The organism is Streptomyces sp. PA03-6a, from assembly GCF_033792765.1.
Taxonomy (GTDB): Bacteria; Actinomycetota; Actinomycetes; order Streptomycetales; family Streptomycetaceae; genus Actinacidiphila.
In genome coordinates this window covers 19,131-37,156 of record NZ_JARAVK010000019.1, presented here as the reverse complement: position 1 = coordinate 37,156, position 18,026 = coordinate 19,131, and the positions used below count along the sequence as shown (strand labels likewise).

Below are 18,026 nucleotides of genomic sequence, written 5' to 3'. Positions count from 1 at the left end.
CCGGTGACCGAGCCGTCGGACGTCGCGCCGCCGCACGACTGGAGCGCTGTGGAGCAGGGCCTGTGGGAGGCCTTCCGCCGGGGGGAGCTGTACGACCTGCGCACCGGCATCCCGGAGCGGGACGACCCGGCCGCCGACCGCTTCTGGGGACCGGACCGCACGGTGCGGGCCGAGGTGATCGCCAAACTGCTGCTCGACGGGCCGCAGGCCGCCTCCGGGCGCGTGTCGTGCGTGAAGCTGTCCGGGGCCCAGATCAGCGGTCAGCTCAACCTCTCGGGCGGCACGGTGGTGCCGTACGTGGAGCTGCACGACTGCCGCTTCGAGCAGCAGGTGCTGCTCGCGGAGTGCAGCTTCACGACCCTGCGCATGGTGCGCTGCGCGATACCGCGGCTGGAGGCGGCCCGGCTGCACACCTCGGGCGACCTGCACCTGCCGCAGTGCACGATCGAGGGCGGGATACGGCTCACCGACGCCCACATCGGCACGGACCTGCTGCTCAACCAGATCACCCTGCGCAAGGACCGGCACGGCCGGGCGCTGGCGGCCGACGGGCTCAGCGTCGCCCAGGACGTCGAAGCCGAGCTGATCGAGGCGACCGGCGAGATCAGCCTGCGCAGCGCCCGCATCGGCGGCCGGCTCAGCCTGCGCGGCAGCCGGCTGCACAACCCGTACGGGCGCTACGCGCTCAACGCGGCCCGGGTCACCGTCGAGCACACCCTCTACCTGAGCGCGGGCTACGTCGGCACCGGCGGCTCCGGCGGTGGCACCCCGCCGCTGGGCGTGCGCACCCGGCGCTTCAGCTCGGACGGCGGGGTGCGGCTGGACGACGGCCGGTTCGGCAACGCGGTGATCATCCACCAGGCGCGGTTCCGGCTCACCGGCGGCCAGCAGCTGTCACTGCGCCGGATCCAGACGCCCGAGCTGCGGCTCACCCTCGACCAGCCGCCGACCGGGACGATCTCGCTGGCCGGCGCGCGAGTGGGCAACCTCACGGACAGCCGTACCTGCTGGCCCGACGCCGGCGGTCTCGACCTGACCGGCTTCGCCTACGGCTCCCTCAGCCCCGAGGGCGCCTTCCCGCTGCGCGCCCGGATCGCCTGGCTGGCCGCGGCCACCCCGGAGTACAGCCCCGAGCCGTACGAGCACCTGTCGGCCGCCCTGCGCGCGAGCGGCGAGGACGCCGACGCCCGCGAGGTGCTGCTGGCCAAGCAACGCCGGCGCCGCGAGACCCTCCCCCTCGCGGGCAAGCTGTGGGGCTACCTGCAGGACGTGACCGTCGGCTACGGCTACCGCCCGGGCCGCGCCGCCATATGGATGGCGCTGCTCTGGGCCTTCGGCGCGGTCTTCTTCACCGCGCACGGCCGGCCCGATCCCGTCGACGGCGGCGCCTTCCCCGACTGGAACCCCTCCCTCTTCGCCCTCGACCTGCTCCTGCCGGTCATCAACCTCGGGCAGGACAACGCCTGGCGCCTGACCGGCAACGCCCAATGGGCCGCCGCGGTCCTCAGCATGCTCGGCTGGATCCTCGCCACCACGGTCGCCGCCGGCGCCTCCCGCCTGCTGCGCCGCGGCTGACGCCGCCGCGGGCCGGCGGGCCCGGTGAGCCGGTGCGCCCGGTGGGCGGCGATGGCCGCATACAGGCCGTACGGGGCGAAAACGGGTGGTGCGGGACGAGGACGACGATGGGGGTGAACGCCGCAGGCCCTAGGATTGCTGACCGTGACCGCTCGCCTTCCGCTCTTCCCGCTCGGCTCCGTCCTCTTCCCGGGGCTCGTGCTGCCGCTGAACGTCTTCGAGGAGCGCTACCGCGCGCTCTTCCGCGACCTGCTGGCCCTGCCGGAGGACGCGCCGCGCACCTTCGGCGTCGTGGCGATCCGGGACGGCCACGAGGTCGCCCCCGCCGGCGCGGAGGAGGCCGCCGCCGGGTACGCGCCGGACCTGTCAGGGGCGCTGTACGCGCTGGGCTGCACCGCGGACGCGGCGACGATCGGGGAGCGCGAGGACGGCGGCTTCGACGTCGTGGCGACCGGCACGACGCGCTTCCGGCTGCTGTCGGTGGACTCCTCCGGGCCGTACCTGGTCGGAGAGGTCGAGGAGGTCCAGGAGGAGCCCGGCACCGGGTCGGGGGCGCTGGCGGCCGACGTGGCGCGGGCCTTCCGCACCTACCAGAAGCGGCTGGCCGGGGCGCGGGAGCGGAGCCTGGCGGGGAGCCAGGAGCTGCCGGACGACCCGGCCGTGCTGTCGTACCTGGTGGCGGCCGCGACCGTCGCCGGGACCCCGGAGAAGCAGGCCCTGCTGGAGGCCCCGGACACCGCGTCCCGGCTGGAGCGGGAACTGCGGCTGCTGCGCCGCGAGGCGGCCGTCATCAACAAGCTCGGCACCCTGCCCGCCGTGGACCTGACCCGGCAGGTCCCGAGCCCGAACTGACGTATCCTCACAGCGCCATGGCCAAGAAGAAGCAGTCATCCTCCGGCGGCACGCCCGCCACCGTCGCCCTGGAGAAGGCGGGTGCCGCCTTCACCGTGCACGCGTACGCCCATGACCCCGCCTCGGAGCTCGGCTACGGGGAGGAGGCCGCGCAGGCGCTGGGCACCTCCCCCGGCCGGGTGTTCAAGACCCTCGTCGCCGACGTGGACGGGGCGCTGACCGTCGCCGTCGTCCCCGTCGCGGGCTCACTGGACCTCAAGGCGCTGGCCTCCGCTGCCGGCGGGAAGCGCGCCGGGATGGCGGATCCGGCCGCCGCCGAGCGGACCACCGGATACGTCAGGGGCGGCATCTCCCCGCTGGGGCAGCGCAAGCGGCTGCGCACCGTCATTGACGCCTCCGCGCTGGAGCACCCCACGGTCTTCGTCTCGGCCGGCAAGCGCGGCCTGGAGGTCGAGCTGGCGCCGCAGGACCTGGTGCGGCTCACGGATGCGGTCGTCGCGCCGATCGGTCGCGCCTGACCCCTGGACGGCGGGGCCGTACGGGCGCACTCTGCCGGGAAGCACACCCGGTCCAGGGGAGGAGGCCCGATGTCCAAGCGCACCCGCAAGCGCAAGTGGCGGATCAAGAAGCGCAACGCCAACCACGGCAGGCGCCCGGCGTGACCTGCGGGCCCCGGGTCACGCGCCCGGGGGCGGCGGCGTCCACTGCACGGTGGGGGGCTGCTCGTCGCGCGGCCCGAAACCCGTGGTGAGCAGCAGATGGGTGAGGACGGCCCCTATGGGCCAGGCCAGGAGCGCGCCCTTGGCCTGCAGTGCGAGGGGGCCGTCGAACACCTTCTTCGCGCCGACCGCCCTGGCGTGCGCGATCAGGTCGCTGGTGGGGCCGAGCCAGGTGCCCAGCCGCCAGGCCAGCAGGGAGCCCAGCACCGCGCCCACCGCCATGCCGAGGACGACGCCGACGCCTCCGCGCCGGTTGCGCCAGAAGACGACAACCCCGGTCAGCACCCCGATGCCGAGCCCGAGCAGCACGAAGACGCCGTCGGCGCCGATCGCCTGCTCCCCCTCGGTGTCCTTGAGGTAGACCGCCTTGCCGTCGGAGACCAGCGGGATCCGTGGCGCGAGCCACAGCCACAGCAGGCCGAGGACCACGCCCGCCACGGCCACCAGCACCGCGGTCAGCGCGCCGCTCTTGAGCTCCCGGACGGGATCCATGCGGCTCTCCTGCTGCGGGAACGGCGGCAGCGGCGCGGGCGGCCATTGATCATGGGGGGTCAGGGGTGCGGTCACCCTGCCATCGTGCCAGGTCCGTCCGTGGCACGCGGCACCGGCACCTCACCGGCACCACACCCACGGGTCACCGGCAGGCCGCCCGGCGGTAGGCCCAGGTGGCCACGGCCAGCGACACCAGGCCCACGGCCGCGCACACCGACAGGTCGGTGGTGATCGCCAGCCAGTCGGGGTGGGCGTCGAAGCTGCGGATGAAGGCCTCCACGCCGTAGGTTGAGGGCAGCAGGTCCCGTACGTAGCCGATGGGCTGGGGGAGGTTGCCGGCCGGCAGCACTCCCAGCAGCAGCGCCGCGGACATGCCGAGCTGACCGGCGAGGGTGGCCAGTTCCTGGCGCGGCGCGAACAGCCCCAGCGCCGCGCCCAGCCCGGACAGCGCGGCCCCCGCCAGCGGGATGACCGCGGCGAGGATCCACAGGTGGGCGAACGGCAGCTGGAACAGCGCACAGCCGATGCCCGCCGTCACGAGCGTCCCGGGCACGGTGAAGGACGCGTACGCGCCCGCCACGCCCAGCACCACGGCGGCCGGTGGCACCGGCAGGGTGGCGTAGTGGTCGAGCCCGCCGGAGGCGCGCAGCTGCCCGAAGTACTGGGCCAGCAGGTTCAGCGCCACGAAGGCGACGACCAGCACGCTCGACCCGGCGACCACCGCACGCGCGGCCGGGCCGCCGTCGACCACGCCACGCATCATGATCATGATGCCGACCGACTGGAAGGTCGCCACGAACAGCAGCGGGATCCGGGCGACCTTCGCCCGGGACAGCTGCGCCCGGTACACCGCCGCCATCGCCGGCAGCAGCCGGGCGCGCGGGGCGAGCGTCGCGGCCGCCTCGCCGAGGGGGGCGGCGGGCGCCGCCGGTGCCGCCGTCCGGGTGTCCGCTCCCGCGGAGATGATCGTCACTCCACGCCGCCCCGCTGCGCGGTGCCGCGCACGTCCAGGTCCACGTTCCGGTCCACGTCCAGGGTCACGTCTTTGCCGTTGCCGCCGTTCACGCCTTGACCAGTCCCTTCCGGCGGCCGCCGAGCGCCAGGTAGACATCCTCCAGGCTCGGCGCCGTCAGGGTGAAATCGTCGAGCGCGCCGAAGGCCGGGCCGCCGGTCAGCTCGGCGACCACGGAACGGGCCCGCTGCTGCGGCAGCCGCAGCGTCCAGCGGCGCCCGGTGACGTGGGCGGCGTCGCGCAGGGCCGCCACGGCGGGCACCGACAGCGGGGGCGCGTCCCGCCACACCAGGTCCAGCCGTACCTCGTCGGCGACCAGTGCCTTCAGCCCGGCCGGGGTGTCGCAGGCGATGACCCGGCCCTCGTCGATGACCGCGACCCGGTCCAGTACGGTCTCCGCCTCGATCACGTTGTGGGTGACCAGCAGCACGGTGGTGCCGCGTTCGGCGCGCCGCCGGTCGACCGCCGCCCACACCGCGCGCCGGGCGACCGGGTCCATGGCGGTGGTCGGCTCGTCCAGCACGAGCACCGGCCGCTCGCCCACCAGGGCGGCGGCGAAGCAGGCGAGCCGCCGCTCCCCGCCCGACAGCCTCTTCACCGGCCGTGCGGCCAGGGCCGTCAGGTCCAGTTCCTCCAGGACGGCGTCCCGCTCGGCGCGCGCGGCCCTGGCGTCCAGGCCGCGCAGCCGTCCGGTGGTCTCGGCGGCCAGGGCGACGGTCAGCTCGTCCAGCGCGCTCGACTCCTGGCCGAGGTAGCCGACCAGCCGCGCCGCGCGCTCCGGGTGCCGGACGAGGTCGTGCCCGAGGAGCTGGACGGTGCCCGCGTCGGGGCGCAGCAGCCCCGTCAACTGGCGTACCAGGGTGGTCTTCCCGGCACCGTTGGGGCCGAGCAGCCCGAAGATCTCACCGCCCCGGATGTCCAGGTCGATGCCGTCGTTGGCGCGCACCGGGGGGCTCACGGCGCCGCGCCGCCCCCGCCCGGCCGGATAGCTCTTCACCAGCCCGCGCACGGTCACCACCATCGCCGTCCGCGTGGTGGCGCCCTGTCCCGTGCCCGTACTCACGAGGATCGAGCCTACGCTGCATCCCGGCCGGGACGTGCCGCAGGGTCGGGTCCGGGCGCGCTCACTCCCCCGCAGAGGCCCTCGCGACGACCGCGCGGGCGTCGATCTCGCGCCAGAAGCCCGCCCGGATGGCGTAACGGTCGTGTTCGTCGATCTGGTCGTCCTTGTGGGCCAGCAGCCCGAACCGGGCGGCGTAGCGCAGCAGCTCGCCGTCGATGCGGTGCGGGACGCGCGGGTACTCGGCGGAGAGCACCTGGAGGTGGGACGTGTCGGTGAGCCGGCCGATCCAGCGGCGGGCGAAGACCTGGCCGACCTCGTACGGGTCGCCGCTGACGGCGGTGATGTCCTCCTCGCGGTCCGCCCAGCGCTGTTCGGGGCTGGTGAGCTGGGCCAGCGTGGGCAGGCCCACGTCGGCGGCCTCGGCGCCGCCGACCAGCCCGCGGTCGGAGGACCAGCGCAGGGTGGCCCCGGTGGCGGACGGGGAGGCGGGGTGCGGGGAGGAGTGCCCGCGGTGGACGATGCCGGCGACGTCCTTGGGGGTGGGCACCATGCCCTTGCCGGTCGCGGCGGCGGGCGCCTCGGGGTTCGGGCGGGTGCCGTTGCGCTCGACGGTGACGACCCGGGGCGCGACGGCGGCCGGCTCCGCGGGCTGGTCCGCCGCGGGCTGCGGCTCGGCGCTGCGGGTGGTCTCGGGCAGCGGCGCGGACAGGATCGCGGCGATCTCTGGCCGCGGGGTGAGGGGCGCGCAGACCCCGGCGGGTTCGCGCACGTGGATGGCCCGGGTGATCCACTCCCGGTCCAGGACGCGCCGCTCGTCCGCCTCGGCGACCAGGTCCTCGGACTGGTTGAAGTCGCCGTCCGCGGCCTGCACGGCCCACAGGTGGACGGCGACGCCGTGCTCCTTCGCCGACATCATGCCGGGCAGGAGGTCGCCGTCGCCGGTGACCAGGACGACGTCGGAGCAGGCACGGTTGCGGGCCAGCTCCGACAGCTCGGCGTGCATGGCCGCGTCGACGCCCTTCTGCGCCCAGCGGCCGTCGGTCCGGGTCAGCGCGCCCAGGCGGACCGTCACCCGGGGCATCACACGCAGTCTCCGGTGCTCCGGCTGGGGGACGCGGTCGGGGGCGCCGTCGAACCAGTAGATCCGCAGCAGCGGCTGGCCCGTCTCCTTCTCGGCGCGCTCCCGCAGGCCCGCGACGACCTCGGCGTGGTCGACCGTGATCCTGGACCGGGAGGGCTCTCCGGCCAGGAGGCTCGCGGCAGCCCCGAGCAGGTAGCCGGCATCCACGAGGACGACGCAGCGGTCCATCGGTCTCACCCTCTTCTCCGAAAGTCCTGCCGTCCGTCCCCCCGGTAACACTGTTGCCCCGAGTCTGCCCGAACACCGGGGCGTTGTGACCGGTTACGCGATCACCGGCGCGCCACACTCTGCAACTGCCCGAAATGCGACCTTCGTACTCCCGTGCAAGCCTGAGTGCGGCCCATCATCCGAGATTTCCCCCAAGGAGGAATCGTGGGCAAGAACAAGAACCGGGGCGAACGTACCGGCCAGCACCACGACCGCAGCGCCGCGACCACCGAAGAGCACGCGAAGAGCGCAGGCGGACGCGAGCAGATGGCGATGACGGTCCCGGGCGCCGAACCGCACGTGTCGCAGAAGCGGCAGAAGAAGTTCGGCCACAACTAGCGCGCGAGCGCCGGACACTCACGACCGAGGGTGGCACCCCGTCCGGAAGGGGTGCCACCCTCGGCACGTCCGCCCGCTCGCGCGGGAGGTGATCAGCCCGCCTGCTGCTGGGCGGTGGCGAGACAGGAGGGGCCCAGGAGGGCCTTGAGGTCGCCGAAGAGTGCCGGGTCGGGAGTGACGCGGTGGCGGTCGAGGCGCAGCACCGTCGTCTTGCGGGCGCCCTGCAGCCGCACCCGGACCTCGGTGCTCCCCTTGTGGCTGGCGAGCACCTCGCCGAGGCGGGCGATCAGCGGCGGGGTCACCTTCACCGTCGGGATGGAGATCGTCACCGGCGCGTTGGTCCCGGCGTCGGTGAGGTCGGGGACCATCAGTTCCATCGCGACCAGGCGCGGCACGTCCTCGCGCTTGTCGAGCCGGCCCTTGACGAAGACGACGGCGTCCTCGACGAGCTGGGTCGAGATCAACTGGTAGGTGGCCGGGAAGAACATGCAGTCGATGGAGCCGCCGAGGTCCTCGACGGTGGCGATGGCCCAGGCGTTGCCCTGCTTGGTCATCTTGCGCTGCAGACCGGAGATGATGCCGCCGATGGTGACGATCGCGCCGTCGGCGTAGTCGCCGGCCAGGGCCGAGACGGAAGCGTCCGCCTTGTCGTTGAGGACGTGCTCGATGCCGAAGAGCGGGTGGTCGGAGACGTACAGGCCGAGCATCTCGCGCTCCTGCGCGAGGAGGTACGTCTTGTCCCACTCCACGTCGGAGAAGGTGACGTCGAGCCCGAAGCCCGGTTCGTCGCCCCCGGCGTCGTCGCCCATGCCGCCGAAGAGGTCGAACTGGCCCTCGGCCTCCTTGCGCTTGACCGCGACCACGTTGTCGATCATCGGCTCGTAGTGCTCGGTGAGGCCCTTGCGGGTGTGGCCCATCTCGTCGTACGCGCCGGCCTTGATCAGGGACTCGACGGTGCGCTTGTTGCAGACCACGGCCTCGACCTTGTCGAGGAAGTCGGGGAAGGAGGTGTACTTCCCCTTGGACTTGCGGCAGCGGATGATCGAGTCCACCACGTTCTGGCCGACGTTGCGGACGGCGGTGAGGCCGAACAGGATCACGTCGTCGCCCTGCGCGGTGAAGTTCGCGTCCGACTCGTTCACGTTCGGCGGGAGCACCTTGATGCCCATGCGGCGGCACTCGTTGAGGTAGACCGCCGACTTGTCCTTGTCGTCGCGCACGGAGGTGAGCAGCGCGGCCATGTACTCGGCCGGGTAGTTGGCCTTGAGGTAGGCCGTCCAGTACGAGACCAGGCCGTAGGCGGCGGAGTGCGCCTTGTTGAAGGCGTAGCCGGCGAACGGCACCAGGACGTCCCACAGCGCCTGGATCGACTGGTCGCTGTAGCCGTTCTTCCGGGCGCCCTCCTGGAAGATGGTGAAGTTCTTCGCCAGCTCCTCGGGCTTCTTCTTGCCCATGACGCGACGGAGGATGTCGGCCTCGCCGAGCGAGTACCCGGCGATGATCTGGGCGGCCTTCTGCACCTGCTCCTGGTACACGATCAGGCCGTAGGTGACGTCGAGGACCTCCTTGAGGGGGGCCTCGAGCTCCGGGTGGATCGGGGTGATCTCCTGCTGCTTGTTCTTCCGCAGGGCGTAGTTGATGTGCGAGTTCATGCCCATCGGGCCCGGCCGGTAGAGGGCCGAGACGGCGGAGATGTCCTCGAAGTTGTCGGGCTTCATCATGCGCAGCAGGGAGCGCATGGGGCCGCCGTCGAACTGGAAGACGCCGAGGGTGTCGCCGCGGGCGAGCAGGTCGAAGGTCTTGGGGTCGTCGAAGGGCAGGGCCAGCAGCTCGATGTCGACGCCCTTGTTGCCCTTCACGAGCTTGACGGCGTCGTCCATGATCGTGAGGTTGCGCAGGCCGAGGAAGTCCATCTTCAGCAGGCCGAGCGATTCGCAGCTCGGGTAGTCCCACTGCGTGATCGTGACGCCGTCGGAGTGCCGCACCCAGACCGGGGCGTGGTCGACGATCGGCTCGCTGGACATGATCACGCCGGCGGCGTGCACGCCCATCTGCCGGACGAGGCCCTCGACGCCGCGGGCGAGGTCGATGACCTTCTTGGCGTCGGGCTCGTTCTCGTACATCGAGCGGATCTCGCCGGCCTCGCTGTAGCGCGGGTGCGCGGAGTCGGTGATGCCGGAGAGCGGGATGCCCTTGCCGAGGACGTCGGCGGGCATCGCCTTGGTGAGGCGGTCGCCGACCGCGTACGGGTAGCCCAGGACGCGGGCCGAGTCCTTGATCGCGTTCTTGGCCTTGATCGTGCCGTAGGTGCCGATCATGGCGACCTTGTCGGCGCCGTACTTCTCGGTGACGTACCGGATCACCTCGGCGCGCCGGCGCTCGTCGAAGTCGATGTCGACATCGGGCATGGAGACGCGCTCGGGGTTGAGGAAGCGCTCGAAGATCAGGCCGTGGTCGATCGGGTCGAGGTCGGTGATGCCCATCGCGTACGCGACGATCGAGCCGGCCGCGGAACCGCGGCCGGGGCCCACCGCGATGCCGTTGTTCTTGGCCCACATGATGAAGTCGGCGACGACGAGGAAGTAGCCGGGGAACCCCATCTGGATGATGGTGTCCATCTCGTACTCGACCTGCTTGATCCGGTCGTCCGGGATGCCTCCGGGGTAGCGGCGCTGCATGCCGCGCATGGTCTCCTCGCGGAACCAGGTGATCTCGGTGTACCCCTCGGGGACGTCGAAGCGGGGCATCAGGTTCCGCGCCTCGAACATGCCCTCGGTCTCGACCTGCTGCGCGACCAGCAGCGTGGTGTTGCGGCAGCCCTCCTGCCAGGCGTCGGAGGAGTCGATGGCGAACATCTCGTCCGTCGTCTTCAGGTAGTAGCCCGTGCCGTCGAAGCGGAAGCGGTCCGGGTCGGAGACGTTCTTTCCGGTCTGGATGCACAGCAGCGCGTCGTGGGCGTCGGCCTCGCTCGCGTACGTGTAGTGCGAGTCGTTGGTGACGACCGGCGGGATGCCGAGCTTCTTGCCGATCTCCAGCAGCCCGTCGCGGACCCGGCGCTCGATCTCGATGCCGTGGTCCATCAGCTCCAGGAAGTACCGCTCCTTGCCGAAGATGTCCTGGTACTCGGCGGCGGCCTTCACCGCCTCGTCGAACTGACCGAGGCGGAGCCTGGTCTGCACCTCGCCCGAGGGGCAGCCGGTGGAGGCCATCAGGCCCTGCGACCACTGGGCGATGGTCTCCTTGTCCATGCGCGGGTACTTGGTGAGCCAGCCCTCGGCGTAGGCGTCGGAGGAGAGCCGGAAGAGGTTGTGCAGACCCGTCGCGTTCGCCGCCCAGATCGTCTTGTGCAGGTACGAACCGGAGGCCGAGACGTCGTCCCGCTTCTGGTGCGGCTGGCCCCAGGTGACCTTGCGCTTGTTGCGCCGCGACTCGGGGGCGACGTACGCCTCGATCCCGATGATCGGCGTGATCCCGGCGCCCTTGGCCTGGTGGAAGAAGTCGTACGCCCCGTGCAGGTTGCCGTGGTCGGTCATGGCGATGTGCGTCATGCCCATCTCACCGCAGGCCTTGAACATGTCCTTGAGCCGCGCCGCTCCGTCCAGCAGGGAGTACTGGGTGTGGACGTGAAGGTGGGTGAACGGCGTGGTCACGGGAAGCGACACCTCCGGCATCGGTCGTCATCTGGCGGCGTTGGAATCCTACGCCGGGGGTCCGACAGCCGATGCCATTCCCGCCCTCCCCGCCCTCCCCGCCGCGGCCGGCCGGCCCCGTGTCCGGCCGGTCGCAGACGGTGGCGTCAGCCCGCCCGGTAGGCGGCCCACGAGCTCGTCATGCGGCTCACCTGGCCTGCGGTGAACTGGTACATGCAGGAGTCGTAGGTGTAGTCCATGAAGTTGTGGACGGGGTCCGCCCCACTGGCCGTGCAGGTGTCACGGCCGGTCGGGCAGGCGCTGGCGGCGGTCTTCTCGGCGGGCGTGTCGGAGACGTAGTCGCCGTTGGCGCCGCAGCCGCCCTGGAAGGTGTGGTAGAGGCCCATCCAGTGGCCGACCTCGTGGGTGGCGGTGTCGCCCTGGTTGTAGTTGGTGGCGGAGCCGCCGGGGACGGACGCGTCGAGGATGACCACGCCGTCGTCCTTGGGGTCGCCGGCGTACCAGCTCGGGAAGGTGGCCCAGCCGAGCAGGTCGTCCTGGAGGTTGGCCGAGTAGATGTTGAGCGTGCTCGCGCCGCCCTTGCGGAGGCTGGTCTTCATCGAGGTCTCGGCCGAGGAACCCTCGGTCAGGTTGTACCAGGTGGCCTTGTCGGTGTAGTCCGTCGCGACCAGCGAGAACCGGTAGCCGGAGTCGACGTTGCCGGTGCCCTGGCCGGCGTAGGCCGCGTTGAGCACCGCTATCTGGCCGGCGACGGCGGCGGCGCTGAGCTTGCCGGTGCTGCCGCTGTGGATGACGTGCCAGTAGACCGGGATGGTCGTCGTCGCGGCGGCGGCGACCCGGGAGCCCTTGCCCTCGGCCTTGATCTTCGCGACGCGCTTCCTCAGGTCCGCGTCCATCGCCTTGGCGGTGGCGTCGCTGATGGCGTTGGGCTCGTGGGCCGTGGAGCCCTTCATCTTGCGGGCCGCGGCGTCGCCGCTGTCCGCGCACTGCTCCGCGGGGGTCCTCGCGTGCGCGGAGGCGCTGCTCACGGTGGCCGTCGCGCCGGTGAGGGGGAGCAGGGCCAGGGTTCCGGCCACGGCGGCGAGACCGACGAGACGGCGGGAACGGGGGGTGCGTGACATGTGGGGGCACTCCTCGTGGGACGTACGGGAGGAATTTCCTCCTCGCCGCCCGGAGGTTATGTGTCCATGCCAGAACCGGTGCAGCCCCCTTCCGGCCCATTGGCGGACAGAGGGTAATCCCTAGACAACGAAGGACCTTTGAGGGTCCGCGCCGGCCGGCGTAACACCCCCGGGACACGGGGCGGGCGGTGTGTCCGGATTCGGACCCGGGGGCTCCCCACCGCCCGCCCCGCGCCGGCCGGTCCCCGCACGGCGCGGGGGGTTGGCCGGAAATCGACGTTCGGGAGGCTCAGCGTACCGGCGAGTAGACCCGCTCGACCTTCTGCGTGCCCGACAGGGTGCGGTACGAACGCTCCCAGGTCGACGAGGCGTTCGGGTCGGTGCGGTCGGAGAGCGCGTAGTAGTCCATCTGCGCCCGCTCGCCGGTGATGTCCAGCACGCCGTAGCCGTGGGAGTCCATGTCCAGCCATTTCACATGGCGGTTGGCGGCCTTCACGGCGGCCTCGGCGACCGTGGAGACGGTGTCCGGGGCGACCTTGAGGATGTCGTCCAGGTTGTCGGAGGTGACCGAGGTGACCACGAACTCGGTCGCGGCCGAGGCCGACAGCGGGTAGGTCGCCGCCTTCACCGGGACGTCGTTCGCCCACGCCATGTGGATGTCGCCGGTCAGGAACACCGTGTTGCGGATGCCGTTGTCCCGCAGGTGGGCCAGGATCTCGCGGCGGTCGTCGGTGTAGCCGTCCCACTGGTCGACGTTGACCGCCAGGCCCTCGGCGGGCAGGCCGAGCAGCTTCGCCAGCGGCGCCAGCAGGTAGTCCGGCAGCGCGCCGAAGGCGACCGGCGAGATCATCACCGAGTTGCCGATCAGCCGCCAGGTGGTGTCCGAGGCCTTCAGACCGGCCTTCAGCCAGTCCAGCTGGGCCCGGCCGGTGATCGTCCGGTCCGGGTCGTCCACCGAGCCGCTGCCGATCGAGGCCTGCTGGGAGCGGAAGGAGCGCAGGTCGAGCAGGGACAGGTCGGCGAGCTTGCCGAAGCGCAGCCGCCGGTAGCTGGTGCCGGCCACCGAGGGACGCACCGGCATCCACTCGAAGTAGGCCTGCTTGGCGGCGGCCACCCGGGCCGTCCAGGCACCCTCCGCGCCCTCGGTGTGGTTCTCGGCGCCGCCGGACCAGGCGTCGTTGGCGAACTCGTGGTCGTCCCAGATCGCCACGACCGGGGCCACGGCGTGCAGCGCCTGCAGGTCGGTGTCGGTCTTGTAGCGCCCGTGCCGGGTGCGGTAGTCGGCCAGCGTGACGATCTCGTGGGCGGGCGCGTGCGGGCGGACGACGGTGCCGCGGGCGGCGTAGCCCCCGGTGCCGTACTCGTAGATGTAGTCGCCCAGGTGCAGCCAGGCGTCCAGGTCCCCGCGGGCGGCCAGGTGCCGGTACGAGGAGAAGTACCCGGCCTCCCAGTTGGCACAGGAGACCACCCCGAAGCGCAGCCGGTCGGCGGCGGCGTTCTCGGCGGGCGCGGTACGGGTGCGGCCGGCCGGCGAGGTCACACCGCCGGCCGTGAAGCGGTACCAGTAGTCCGTGGCGGGCTGCAGCCCGCGCACGTCGGCCTTGACGGTGTGGTCGGAGGCGGCGGTGATGGTCGCCGTGCCGGTCGCCACGACGGAGGTGAACGCCTTGTCCGTGGCGACGGTCCAGCTCACCTCGGTCGCGGGGCCGAGCCCGGAGCCGGGGACGGCCTCGGGCAGGGGAGTCACGCGCGTCCACAGCAGCACGCCGTCGGGCAGCGGGTCACCGGAGGCCACGCCGTGCAGGAAGGCGGGGGCCGGGGCGGCGGAGGCGGGAGCGGTGGAGGCCGCCAGCGGTATCAGTGCGGCGCCGGTCACGACGGCGCCGGCCTTGACGACCGAACGGCGGCTCGGTGTTCTCGATGAGGTCTGTGAGGGTGCAGAGGTATCGGTCACGGGGCGTCAGATTACGCGCCGGTAACCCCTTTCCGGGACCGAATGCACAAGAGTTCGGGAGGACTTCGCCCTCCGGTCCCCGGCGTGACGCCGGGGACCGGAGGGCGGAACCGGCCACGGGCCGGTTCTACCCCTTGCCAATGATCTGGTCGACCGCGGCCGTGTACTGGTCGGCGGTCATCGCCTGCACGCTGTCGATGGTCTTGTCGTCGAGCTTCACGGTCGGCGTGCCCGTGATGCCGTCGTCGGTGAACTGCTGGTCCATGGTCAGCGCCCACTTGTCGTAGGTGCCGTTGCGGACCGCGTTCTCGAAGGTCTTGTTGCCCTTGAGCGCGTCGACCTTCTGCGCCAGTTCGATCAGCTTGTCGTCGCTGCCGAAGTCGTCCTTGGTCTCCTCGGGGTGGACGTCCTTGGAGTACAGCAGCGTGTGGTACTGGACGAACGCGTCCTTGCTGACGTTCAGGGCGGCGCCCAGCGCGCTCAGCGCGTTCTTCGAACCCTGGCCCTGGGCGAGGCGGTCGTCGAGGAAGGCACCCATGGTGTAAGAGATCTTGTACTTGCCGTCCTTGGCGTCCTTCTGGACGGTCTCGCCCGAGGTCTGCTCGAACTGCGCGCACACCGGGCAGCGCAGGTCCTCGTACACCTTCAGCGTGTGCTTGGCGTTCTCGTCGCCGATGACGATCGACGTGCCGTTCTTGCCCGAGGAGTTGGCCGGCTTCACCAGCGGCTTGTCCGCGGCCTTCTCCCAGTAGGTGGGCGCGTTCATCTTGACGACGGCCACGGCTATGCCGGCGCCGAGCGCCAGCACGCCCAGGACGCTGCCGCCGACGACGAGCTGCCGCCGCAGCTTGTCCCGCTTCGCCTGCCGCTCGCGCTCGACGCGCAGCCGCTCACGGGCGGCGTTCTTGGCGGCCTGGCTGTTTCGCTTGCTCATGGTGGTGTGATCTCCGACTCGTGCGTACGTGGGTGAGGGGTGGGGCGCCGTGCTCAGCGGAAGCCGAGGCGGGCGGGCGGCCCTCGCCGTACGACGGAGTGCAGGAGCAGGGGCAAGGCCGGGGCGGCGGCCACGGGCCCGGCCGCACCGGGGCGGGCGGTGCCGCGCGGTCCGGCCGTCCGGAAGACGGCCACCGCGACGAGCAGCGGCCGGAAGGCGGCACGCAGCAAACGGTGCAGGGCGTCCTCACCGCACCGCAGCCACCCGGCGGCGACCAGGCCCACGCAGACGTGCGCCAGGAGCAGCAGCCACGGCGAGGTGCCGGCGCCGGACATCCCCTGCCCCGTCGCGAGCGAGCCGCCGACGTCGCCGCCGTGGCAGGCCAGCGCCTCGTTGATCGAGCGCCACGAGCCGGTGACGGGACCGCCCCCGGGGCCGTAACAGGTGTGCTGGCCCGCGGTGAACAACGTGTCGAGGGCCAGTTCCAGCGGGACGAGCAGCCCGGCGATCGGCCAGTAGCCGCGCTCCCGGCGGCCGAGCGCGTACGCGACCGCGAAGACGCCCGCGAAGGCCCCCGCCGTGGTCGTCATCGGCAGGGGCTCCCGCGAGAGCATGATGTGGGCGGTCGCGGACAGCGTCACGCACAGCGCGGCGAAGCATCCCGCGCGCAGTGCCCTCAGCCGGGGTCCGGTCCCTTCCATGGCGCAGAGTGTGCCATGCCGGTGTGTAAGCAATGCCTAAACCCCCGAACAAGGCGCCCGGGATCAGAGCCCCGGGATGCGCCCGTTGCGGAACAGGTCCACGAAGATCTGGTGGTCGGCGCGGGCCCGGGCGCCGTAGGAGTGGGCGAACTCCACCAGGGACTCCGTGAAGCCCTCCTCGTCCCGGGCGATGGCCGCGTCGATCGCGTCCTCCGTGGAGAACGGCACCAGCGAGTGCCCGCTCTCGTCGTCGGCGGCCGCGTGCATGCCGGCGGTGGCCCGGCCGAGGTCCGCGACGACGGCCTCGATCTGCTCCGGGTCGTCGATGTCCGACCAGTCCAGGTCCACCGCGTACGGCGACACCTCGGCGACCAGCTGGCCGACGCCGTCCAGCTCGGTCCAGCCCAGGTACGGGTCGGCGTGCGCCTGCAGCGCGCGCTGCGAGATCACGGTGCGGTGACCCTCGTGGCGGAAGTAGTCACGCACCGCCGGGTCGGTGATGTGCCGGGAGACCGCCGGGGTCTGCCCCTGCTTCATGTAGATCACGACGTCGTTCTCCAGGGCGTCGGTGTGGCCCTCGAGGAGGATGTTGTACGAGGGCAGGCCCGCACTGCCGATGCCCACGCCGCGGCGGCCCACGACGTCCTTGACGCGGTGGCTCTCCGGGTTGATCCGGCTGGTCTCCGGCAGCGTGTCCAGGTACGCCTCGAACGCCCGCAGCACCTTCTCGCGGGTGCCGCCGTCCAGTTCCACCGCGCCGCCCCCCGAGCCGAAGCGGCGGTCCCAGGCGCGGATCTCGGTCATCGAGTCCAGCAGCCCGAACCGGGTCTGCGAGCGGGCGTGGCGCAGCGCCTCCAGCAGCGGGCCCTGCGCCGAGTCCAGCGTCAGCGCGGGGACGGCCTCGCCCTGGGCGAGGGCGCGCACGCGCTCGCGGTAGGCGGTGGCGTAGCTGCGCACCAGGCCGGAGATCACGTCGTCGGCCAGGGCCTTGCTGTAGCCGATCAGCGCTATGGAGGCGGCGAAGCGCTGCAGGTCCCAGGTGAAGGGGCCGACGTAGGCCTCGTCGAAGTCGTTCACGTTGAAGATCAGGCGGCCGTTGGCGTCCAGGTAGGTGCCGAAGTTCTCGGCGTGCAGGTCGCCGTGGATCCACACCCGGGACGTGCGCTCGTCCAGGAACGGGCTGCCGTCCTTGATGTCGGCCAGGTCCGCGTAGTAGAGGCACGCGGTGCCCCGGTAGAAGGCGAACGCCGACGCCGCCATCTTGCGGAACTTGACCCGGAACGCGGCCGGATCGGCGGCCAGCAGCTCCCCGAACGCGGTGCCGAAGACCTCGAGGATCCGCTCGCCGCGCTCTTCGTCCGTCGTCATGCCTGTGGCCATCGGTGCTGTGCCTCCTGGGCTGGTCCGTGTCTGCCGCGTCCAACGCAGGAGCGTACGCTCGCGTGCCCGGGGACGACCCCGGGCGGGGCGTTATTCGCGTCACCGTCGCACCGCGTTCAACCGGGCACTTCCGGCCACGGTCGCGCGTTCTGGCTTGCGATGAACACCACCAGGGGGCGGGACACCGCGCGCCGCGGCCGGCGGCGCACCATATTCGGGCTGCTGCTGATCGGCGGCCTCGTACTGGCCGCCGTGGCGTGGCCCACACTCTCCGCACAGGTCCGCGCGGCCAACTGGCCGAAGGAGCAACCCCGCGGGCCGCGGCACATCACCGCCCGCATGGAGGCCGTCCGCGAGGCCGTCGTCAAGGAGTTCGGCCCCCGCGGCCTCGAGGGCGCCCCCGGCTGCTACCGCGAGGAAGGCGGCATCGCCGGCGGCGGCGAACACCCCCTGGGCCGCGCCTGCGACTTCATGCTCATGCCCGCCGGCAAGAAGGCCACCGGCAAGTCCGACGCCCTGGGCGAGGCCATCGTGGCCTGGGTGCGGGAGCACGCGGACGAATACGGCATATGGTACGTCATCTACGAGCAGCACATCTGGTCCAGCCGACTCCCGCAACAGGGGTGGAAGTTGATGGAGGACCGCGGTTCCATCACGCAGAACCACTTCGACCACGTGCACATATCGGTCTACTGAGCGGCCGTCCGGCTGAGCTGGGTCTCCAAACGGAACAGCCCGCTGACCAGCGTTGATACCGTCACTGGTTGTCAACGTTGGTCAGCTCTGGTCCACCTTCCACGGCCCAGGGACGGCCCCGCCACGGCGCTCAACTTGCAGGGTGACACCCGCATTAGGATTCTTGCCCGCCCTCTCGTGACCGATCCAG

The 18,026-nt window shown here is 71.8% G+C and carries 16 protein-coding genes; 6 read left to right on the top strand and 10 right to left on the bottom strand.

Going from position 1 to position 18,026, the window contains the following annotated elements:
- The first annotated feature begins 3 nt into the window (after window positions 1-3).
- The 4 genes from PV350_RS07430 to PV350_RS07415 all read left to right on the top strand — a co-directional run bounded on the left by PV350_RS07430 (window position 4) and on the right by PV350_RS07415 (window position 3,089).
- Window positions 4-1,575 carry an oxidoreductase gene (locus PV350_RS07430; protein ID WP_499511327.1) on the top strand — a complete coding sequence of 524 codons (1,572 nt, stop codon included), beginning with the start codon at window positions 4-6 and terminating at the stop codon, window positions 1,573-1,575.
- A gap of 144 nt (window positions 1,576-1,719) precedes the next feature.
- Window positions 1,720-2,427 carry an LON peptidase substrate-binding domain-containing protein gene (locus PV350_RS07425; protein WP_500333194.1) on the top strand — a complete coding sequence of 236 codons (708 nt, stop codon included), beginning with the start codon at window positions 1,720-1,722 and terminating at the stop codon, window positions 2,425-2,427.
- Window positions 2,428-2,444: 17 nt separating this feature from the next.
- Complete coding sequence (gene ybaK, locus PV350_RS07420; protein ID WP_500333193.1) at window positions 2,445-2,945, top strand: Cys-tRNA(Pro) deacylase; 501 nt, start codon at window positions 2,445-2,447, stop codon at window positions 2,943-2,945.
- A gap of 69 nt (window positions 2,946-3,014) precedes the next feature.
- Window positions 3,015-3,089 carry a 50S ribosomal protein bL37 gene (locus tag PV350_RS07415; RefSeq protein WP_488180945.1) on the top strand — a complete coding sequence of 25 codons (75 nt, stop codon included), beginning with the start codon at window positions 3,015-3,017 and terminating at the stop codon, window positions 3,087-3,089.
- 15 nt (window positions 3,090-3,104) lie between these two features.
- Here the strand turns inward: PV350_RS07415 and PV350_RS07410 are convergent, their stop codons facing one another.
- The 4 genes from PV350_RS07410 to PV350_RS07395 all read right to left on the bottom strand — a co-directional run bounded on the left by PV350_RS07410 (window position 3,105) and on the right by PV350_RS07395 (window position 7,022).
- Complete coding sequence (locus tag PV350_RS07410; protein WP_499511330.1) at window positions 3,105-3,713, bottom strand: ABC transporter permease; 609 nt, start codon at window positions 3,711-3,713, stop codon at window positions 3,105-3,107.
- A gap of 67 nt (window positions 3,714-3,780) precedes the next feature.
- Entirely contained in the window at window positions 3,781-4,497 is a 717-nt protein-coding gene (locus PV350_RS07405; RefSeq protein ID WP_499516799.1) for an ABC transporter permease, read from the bottom strand.
- 202 nt (window positions 4,498-4,699) lie between these two features.
- On the bottom strand, window positions 4,700-5,671 hold the full coding sequence (locus PV350_RS07400; protein ID WP_500333202.1) for an ABC transporter ATP-binding protein: 972 nt from the start codon (window positions 5,669-5,671) through the stop codon (window positions 4,700-4,702).
- Between the two features lie 103 nt (window positions 5,672-5,774).
- On the bottom strand, window positions 5,775-7,022 hold the full coding sequence (locus PV350_RS07395; protein WP_499511331.1) for an NYN domain-containing protein: 1,248 nt from the start codon (window positions 7,020-7,022) through the stop codon (window positions 5,775-5,777).
- A gap of 204 nt (window positions 7,023-7,226) precedes the next feature.
- Here PV350_RS07395 and PV350_RS07390 point away from each other — a divergent pair, with 204 nt between their 5' ends.
- Window positions 7,227-7,400 (top strand): hypothetical protein, encoded by a 174-nt coding sequence (locus PV350_RS07390; protein WP_499511332.1) that lies wholly within the window; start codon window positions 7,227-7,229, stop codon window positions 7,398-7,400.
- Between the two features lie 92 nt (window positions 7,401-7,492).
- Here the strand turns inward: PV350_RS07390 and dnaE are convergent, their stop codons facing one another.
- The 6 genes from dnaE to PV350_RS07360 form a co-directional block, all read right to left on the bottom strand.
- Window positions 7,493-11,071, bottom strand: coding sequence for a DNA polymerase III subunit alpha (gene dnaE, locus PV350_RS07385; protein WP_499511333.1), 3,579 nt, complete (start codon window positions 11,069-11,071; stop codon window positions 7,493-7,495).
- A gap of 125 nt (window positions 11,072-11,196) precedes the next feature.
- Window positions 11,197-12,171: a zinc metalloprotease gene (locus tag PV350_RS07380; RefSeq protein WP_500333192.1), complete on the bottom strand. Its 975-nt coding sequence runs from the start codon at window positions 12,169-12,171 to the stop codon at window positions 11,197-11,199.
- A 289-nt stretch (window positions 12,172-12,460) separates the two neighbouring features.
- Complete coding sequence (locus tag PV350_RS07375) at window positions 12,461-14,125, bottom strand: alkaline phosphatase D family protein (protein ID WP_500333191.1); 1,665 nt, start codon at window positions 14,123-14,125, stop codon at window positions 12,461-12,463.
- Window positions 14,126-14,252: 127 nt separating this feature from the next.
- Entirely contained in the window at window positions 14,253-15,059 is an 807-nt protein-coding gene (locus PV350_RS07370; protein ID WP_499511336.1) for a thioredoxin domain-containing protein, read from the bottom strand.
- 53 nt (window positions 15,060-15,112) lie between these two features.
- Complete coding sequence (locus PV350_RS07365) at window positions 15,113-15,760, bottom strand: hypothetical protein (RefSeq protein ID WP_499511337.1); 648 nt, start codon at window positions 15,758-15,760, stop codon at window positions 15,113-15,115.
- Between the two features lie 63 nt (window positions 15,761-15,823).
- Window positions 15,824-17,140 (bottom strand): DUF2252 domain-containing protein, encoded by a 1,317-nt coding sequence (locus PV350_RS07360; RefSeq protein ID WP_499511338.1) that lies wholly within the window; start codon window positions 17,138-17,140, stop codon window positions 15,824-15,826.
- A gap of 159 nt (window positions 17,141-17,299) precedes the next feature.
- On the opposite strand from PV350_RS07360, the gene PV350_RS07355 reads away from it, so the two are divergent.
- Window positions 17,300-17,836 carry a VldE C-terminal domain-containing protein gene (locus PV350_RS07355; RefSeq protein ID WP_499511339.1) on the top strand — a complete coding sequence of 179 codons (537 nt, stop codon included), beginning with the start codon at window positions 17,300-17,302 and terminating at the stop codon, window positions 17,834-17,836.
- Window positions 17,837-18,026 lie beyond the last annotated feature (190 nt).